Source organism: bacterium endosymbiont of Bathymodiolus sp. 5 South (assembly GCF_900128535.1).
Taxonomy (GTDB): domain Bacteria; phylum Pseudomonadota; class Gammaproteobacteria; order PS1; family Pseudothioglobaceae; genus Thiodubiliella.
The window spans coordinates 1-7,168 of sequence record NZ_FQTR01000096.1 but is presented as its reverse complement, the minus strand read 5'-3'; the positions used below and the strand labels follow the sequence as shown (position 1 = coordinate 7,168).

The following is a 7,168-nucleotide window of genomic DNA, read 5'->3' as shown; positions in this document are numbered from 1 at the left end:
GCCACAGACCTAAAAACCATCCTCCCCGAACACCCACCACGCAAAGTATCCGTTACCGGATGCCATTCAGATAAGTGTGGCAACAACGGTAACAGTTTTGTGTCAAATTTGAAAGAAAGTTTACAGAACAAGGGTATACCTACTGAAGTCGAGGGTCATAAAGGATATGTTGGTATGAACGATGAGGGTGTATTAATGGAAGGTGATAAAGTGCCTGAAGATAGAAGAATGATGGAAAAAGGAGATACAGGGGATACGGCAGAACAAGAAAAAATAGATTTAGAGGCAGAAGGTATAAGGTTAAAGAAAGAACAAGAAAAAGCAGAATTAGAGGCAGAAGGTATAAGGTTAAAGAAAGAACAAGAAAAAGCAGAATTAGCAGAAGGTACAAGGTTAAAGAAAGAACAAGAAAAAGCAGAATTAGAGGCAGAAGGTACAAGGTTAAAGAATGAAGAAGAGAAAATAAGAAATGAGCAGGCGGAGGATAGGAAAGCATTAAGGCTTTTAGAAGTCGAGTTGGAAAAAACAAGAAGTAAGCGGCTAGAGGATCATCGTTTGCTTTATAAAAGTATTGAAACACTAAGCAAAATAGATGAAGACATGCTTGATACTGACATAAATACAAGGATGCTGGATGCAGCTAAAGAATTTGAAGCATCGGGAAAAAGTCGAAATTATTTTGCTCAACAAAACATGCTGAGAAAAAAAACAATGCAAGAAATAGTTGTACAAAGGGAAACAGAAAGAGCAAATGTAGAAAAAGTAAACACCTTGGATCAACAGTTGACAGATAAATTCAATGAATTGATGATCAAAAGAGTGCAACTTAGAGGAACTATACATAAAGAGGCAGAAAATACCCAAAAGAAGTTAGAAAAAGTGCGTGAAGATATAAAAAAAGAAGAAAAGCAAACGCAAGGATTGTCAGCGGAATCAGATAAAACAAATAAAGAAAAATTAAAAGCAACATTGCACACTCTAGAAAAAGAAATGGAGGTTATAGAGCAAAAGAGACAAGCATTGATGAAAGAAAATTTGTTAATACAAATGATGGATGCACAAAGAACACATGTAAACGATGAATTGATAAAAATCTTGTTTGAGGAAATAAAAAAGTACAGAGAAGAAGAAGTAAAAAAATGGACAGACAAAAAGAACGCACTCTCAAAGGTATATCTTCATGCACCCACTAAGAGTCGATCAAATAAGGTTAAGAAATTAGAAGATGCTATATTACATGAAGAAGCCCTGCTACGCAAACTAAAAGGTAGACCACAAAGGATGTTAAGCAACTTGAAAGACAATCTAAAAAAAGAGCAAAAAAAGTTAGCATCAAAGGAAGGTATGGAGCAGGGTATCGAATTCATATCTAGTTTCATAGATACTGCAACCCATGAAGTGAGGCAGTTAGCAATAGAGGAAATAGAGGAAAAAACAAATCAAATAAAAAATAAAGAATCAGTGTTAACAAAACAAAATAAAGAAATGGACGACTTAGAAAAAGACTTCCAAAACATTACAGCCAATAAAGAAGCACAAAATACAGACCATGACAACAATACTTTGCGTGAAGCAGCACAACAAGCAATCATAAGGCAAGAAGAAAATGAAGCCATAGACGAACTGTTAGAAGATATCTCTACAGCTGAAAAGAATAAAGCCATAGCCCTAAAAACAATTAAGAAATATGATGAGGAAATAGCAAAATCAAACACAGAAGAAGCGTCTAATATCCTCAAGCAAGAAAGAGAACGACCAGTTATTCTACAGCTAAATGCCGATCAAGAGCAATATGAGCGCATTCAAACAATTAAAGAGTTAAAAGAATCTCTAAAAGAGCCGTTAACAGTAGAAGGTTTTTCTTTCCCAGAGCGTAAGAGCAAACCAGAAGAAGAAAAAAGGCTTGAGGCAATAGAAAAGGCCAATTTAGAGTTTGCACAACATTATATTAAGAAAGAAGGTATTCTGCCAGATTTAAGTGCACAAGATATGCAACTTGATGCCCTTAAAAGATTGGCTATTACGGAATTCGAAGAAAAATATACTGAAGCAACGGTAGACAAGATTTTAGAGGAAATATGGATGTCCCCTGTGGACAAAGAGCTTTATAAGAATCTGATTCTGAACACTGATAGCGATATTTCTAATCGCCTTGATGTGATTTCTTGGGTAAAAAAAATGCTTGAACGGACAGTTGCATTCAGGAAAGAAAGAGCAGAAGAGCGTGGCGTCGGCCCAAAAGACCTAGAACAAAAAAGAGCACATAAAGAAAGAATATTACAAGACAAAATTGAGAGGGAGGAACGCAACAAAGTAGCAGCAGCAACGCGACAAAAAAGGCGGCAAGGTTTTAAAGAAGAGAAAAAAAGGTTAGCACAAGAGCGTAAAAAAATAGCGCAAGATGAGGAAAGATCAGCAAAAGAAGAAAGTTTAGCACGAGAAAAGGAGGCATTAGCGCAAAAGGAGAAAGCGTTAGCGCAAGAAGAAATCTTAGAACAAGAGGAGGAAAGAACAGCACGAGTGAAGGAAGCATTAGCGCAAAAGGAGGAGGCATCAGAACAAGAGAGGGAGAGATTAGCACAAGAAGAGGGAATTTTAAAAGTAAAACAACCAGAAACTACAGAGGAACAAGAAGAAAGAGTAAGAGCGACAAGAGAAGAGGCGGGAGCAACGCTTATGGAGCAATATAAAATAAAAGATCAGGAGTACATAAAAAAACGCAATGAGAATCAGATTGAGAAACAACGACAAGCACAAGAAAACATGTTGGCTGAAGAAGAAGAGTTGAACCAACCTGTTAATTTTGAGAAATACAAGTTAGAATATAACAACATAAAGGTTAAGACTTTTAGTCAAGCAATGATAAGAGCAAAAATACCAATGTCATATGGCGGAAAACATGCTGCTTATCACAGAATGGTAGACGGGAAAAAATCAAGTTACGCTATGTCTTTGCACCCAGGAACACTTATACAACCTGTCTATATCAAAACATTACAGGATAAGTTGAAACTTAATATGAGAACCATGAAGTCACTTGGCGTGGTATTTAGACCCCTTACATCCGGATCTGCAAAAAAACAAGCCAGTGCCTCTTCAGATCTACAAAAAACTCACAGGAAAACAAAAATCCAACAAAAAACAAGCGACAAAGACATAGGTCAAGCATCAGGCGGCAAACCAAAAGAACAATCTTCGGTAAATAAAAACAGCGGTGCAGTGATCTATCAAGTAGGCACAGACAATATTATCACAGAAGCCACCCAACACCTCTCCAACAGACTTAAACTTAAACATGGAGAAGACAATGTAGTGGTGGTCACAAAAAACAAAAAAGGCTTATTAAAAATACAAGGCGACACCAATAAACTAAAAGAAGGCTATAAAGTCAAAATAACCGGACATATCAAAGGTAAAGGCAACGGAGCCACCATGGAAGGCAACACCCCGAAACAACTTTCCGAAGACCTGGTAACCGTCCTCCCCAAAGGCAATTCACCACGCAAAGTATCCGTTATCGGATGTCGTTCAAGCAAGTGCGACAATGGCAATAGAAGTTTTGTATCAAATTTGCAAGAAAGCTTACAGAGCAAGGGTGTGACTACTATAGTCAAGGGTTATCTGGGAGCCGTTAGCATTAATGATCGGGGTATAGTACTGAAAGGTGATAAAGTGCCTGCAGGTAAGCAAATGATGGAGGAAGGGGGTACGGAACAAGTATCAGATGAAGAAAGAAAAAGACTGAATGAAAAACAACAGAAAGAACAACAAGAAAAGCTGAATGAAGAATTAATAGATCTGGTACTCAAGTTGCAAAAGATAGAAAAACAGCGGAAAGCTGCAGAAATTCCGCATAGGGAATCCTATCAAAAATTAGAGAAAGTAACAGGTCGATTATTCCAAGTCAAATTAGATGCAACGGAGGCACTCGGAAAACCAAGACTTGGTAGTCAATTCAATGAAACAAAAAACAGGCTATTGGCAGAACAAAAAGAGCAATTGGAAGTGTTCGACGATATATCAAAAAGGAAAAATAAGATAGAAGAAGAATTACAAAAGTTTGAAGATTTGTTTAGCAGTAAATACGCAGAAAAATTAGGGGGAATGAAGGTTCTAATAAATGATGCAGAAGAAGAAGAAAAAAATATTCAAGAAAAGTGGGAAGAGGCAAGTAAAGATATAAAAGAAAGTAAAAAGCCAGCAGTAGAATCAGGTGAAGAAGGTCAGCAGAAAGAAAAATTGCAAACAAAATTAGACAAGCTAACAGCACAGAAAAATGCAATAGAGCAGAAAAAAAAGGCGTTATTAATAGAACGGATGACAGTAGAAATGGAAATGACTCAAGAACGAATAGCGAAACTTGAAGTAATAATTGATGTAGCTACAAAGGCAATAAATAGAAAAAAAAGTGAGTTGGATGCGCTAAATATTAAAATAAAAAAAGTACAGAGTTTACAACTGAGGTATAAGAATGAGGTTGCTGCATTAAATAAAAAAATAACACAAATTACACAAAGTCAAAAATCTAAGAGAGAAAAAGACTTGCTAATAAAAAATGCAAAAAAAGATTTAGATATTGCAAAGATCAAAGAACAAAATATCAATTCAATGCTTGGTTTAATATCGAAAGACAAGGAAGTTGTGCTAAGTAAGGCGCAAAAACTCTTAGCATTAGATTCCCAAGAGACAATGGCAGAAATTGGGGAAGAAAGAGACAAAGCACTAGAGCTAGAAAAAACATACCAAGAAATTACAGACAATACAGAAAACTCCTTGTTTGATATAGCCCAAGAAAAAATAGCTATCCAAGATGCATTCACCAGAATAGAAAACTTATCACACAGTATTTCTGAAACTGAAAAAGACAGACAAGACGCTTTAAGACTGATCAAAATACTTGATGAAAGAATAGCACAACCCGAATTAAAAGCCAATAAAAAAGCCGATAGTGAGGCACTCAGAAAAACAAAGATTATCTATCAATTGAACGCCGATCAAGAACAGCGTGAGCGGATTAAAGAATTGAGAAACATAAGAGAATACTTAGAAAATCATACAACAACAAAACTCTCCGATAACGAAGCACTAAACAAGGATTTTGATCAAATACTACAAGACAGTGCAGATTTTACAAAAACCTATATAAAAAGCAAAGAAATTGTTCCCAATCTCAGAGATAAAGGCACCGAAGCCCTTGGAAGACTGCTTGCAGAGGATTTTGAAACAAATACGATTGAGAAAATCAACATTCTTTTTGATCGAGCGCTATTAAATGCTAGTGCACAAAATTGGTATAAGGAAATGCTTCTGAATGAAACACTCCCCATTTATAAACGCCTTGAAATATTCTCTGATTTGGAAGAGGAGGCCACTAAAGCGAGTCTAAATAGGGAAAAAAGAGCTAATAGACGCAATGGCATTGGACTGACGATCAATGAACTACGCGTAAAGAAAGAGCAGGAAGAAGTTTTGAAACAACAGGAAAGAGAAACAAGGCGAATTGTCAAAGACGCTAAAGAACAAGAACAAGAGGAAGCAAGAAATAGAATAGTAGAAGAAAATAAAAAAATAAGAGACAAACGCATTGCAGCGAAAAATGCAGCGCTATTCGAACTCCGAGCAAAAGAAGATGCAAATGTTAAACTCAGGCAGGAGAAAGAGCAAGCATACAAAGAAGAACAAAAAGAGAGAAAGCGTGCACAACTAGAAGTTTCGAAGAAGCTCAATGAGGCCGAGAAAGAGAGGCAAAATCAACCCGTTGACCTTAGTAAATACAACCTAACTTATAGACAAGTAAAGTACGGGAACTGGAGGAGGGCACTTAATCAAGAGGCAATAGAAATAAGATACGCAAGAGGCAGTCATCACAGTGTAAGAAAAGAAGTCGAAGGAAAATTGGTAGTCATAACATTAGATCTAAGAGCAGGCAATGAAATAAAAGCCTCTGCCATAGAAAATATGAACTTAAAATTTCAGCTTAACAGAGGCACCTTGGAGGCTCTTGGTGTTATTATTAACGAGATAAGAATACCAAACAACGAAGATACCGATCAAGCATCAGGTGGCAAACCAAAAGAACAATCTTCAGCAACTAAAAAGGGCGGCGTGGTGATCTATCAAGTAGGCACAGACGATACCATCACAGAAGCCACCAAGAATCTCTCCGACAGACTTAAGAGCAAACATGGCGCAGACAATGTAGTAGTGGTTACAAAAAACAATGGCTTATTAATAGTAAAGCCAGGTGACATAGACAAACTAAAAGAAGACTATAAAGTCAAAATAACCGGACATGTTAAAGGTATAGGCGACAACGCCACTATGGAGGGCAACACCTCGAAACAACTTTCCGAAGACCTAGCAATCATTCTCTCCAACTCCAAAGACAAGCAAGCAAGCAAAGTATCCGTCGTTGGGTGTGGTTCAAGTCAGTGTGATAAAGGCAATAACAGTTTTGTATCAAATTTGGAAAAAGATTTACGGAGCAAGGGTATGACTATTCCAGTCGAGGGCTATCCAGGAATTGTTGGTGTGAGTGCTAAGGGTAAAGTATTTGAAGGTGAACAAGTGCCTGTAAATAAGAGAATGATGGAAAAAGAAGGTGCAGAACAAGTATCAGAGGAAGAAAGAAAAAGGTTGGGCGGGAAAAAACAGAAAAAAGAACGGGAAGAAAGAGCACAAGAAAAGCTGGATAAAGAATTAATAGATATGGAGCCCCAACAACAGCTGGGCATCTCTGAAATACCACAAAGACTATGGAAAAAAGTTAAAACAATCTCTTGGGATCAGGGGGTAAATGAGCTAAGGGGTGGTATGCGCCATGGATGGTTAAAAGATCTTTGGCTTGGCGAGGCTCACGATAGAGCATCAGGGAGAAAGTTGTTTATAGATCTATTTACCGATGTTATTGAGATTTCCAATGTTATTTTAGAGGATATCTCAAATAGACCTAGATATAGCAGACCTCCAGCTTTTGTTGATGATATAGATCGGTTAAGAAGTTTTTTTTCGACAATGCTTCCAAGTTTAGATAAAAGAGATCTAGAAGAATTAGCGCAATCGACCTCCTCTATGTACAAGTTAATAAGCAGTAAAAAAACATTCCTTATTGCTAGAGATGCTTGGAAAGATCATGTTCAAGAGCGTGAAGAAATGCAATTAGATAGAG

1 protein-coding gene is annotated in these 7,168 nt (G+C 37.1%); it reads left to right on the top strand.

Going from position 1 to position 7,168, the window contains the following annotated elements; all coding sequences use genetic code 11:
• Window positions 1-7,168: C80 family cysteine peptidase (locus BBROOKSOX_RS08105; protein ID WP_180323919.1), on the top strand; the 7,168-nt coding region annotated here is incomplete at both ends.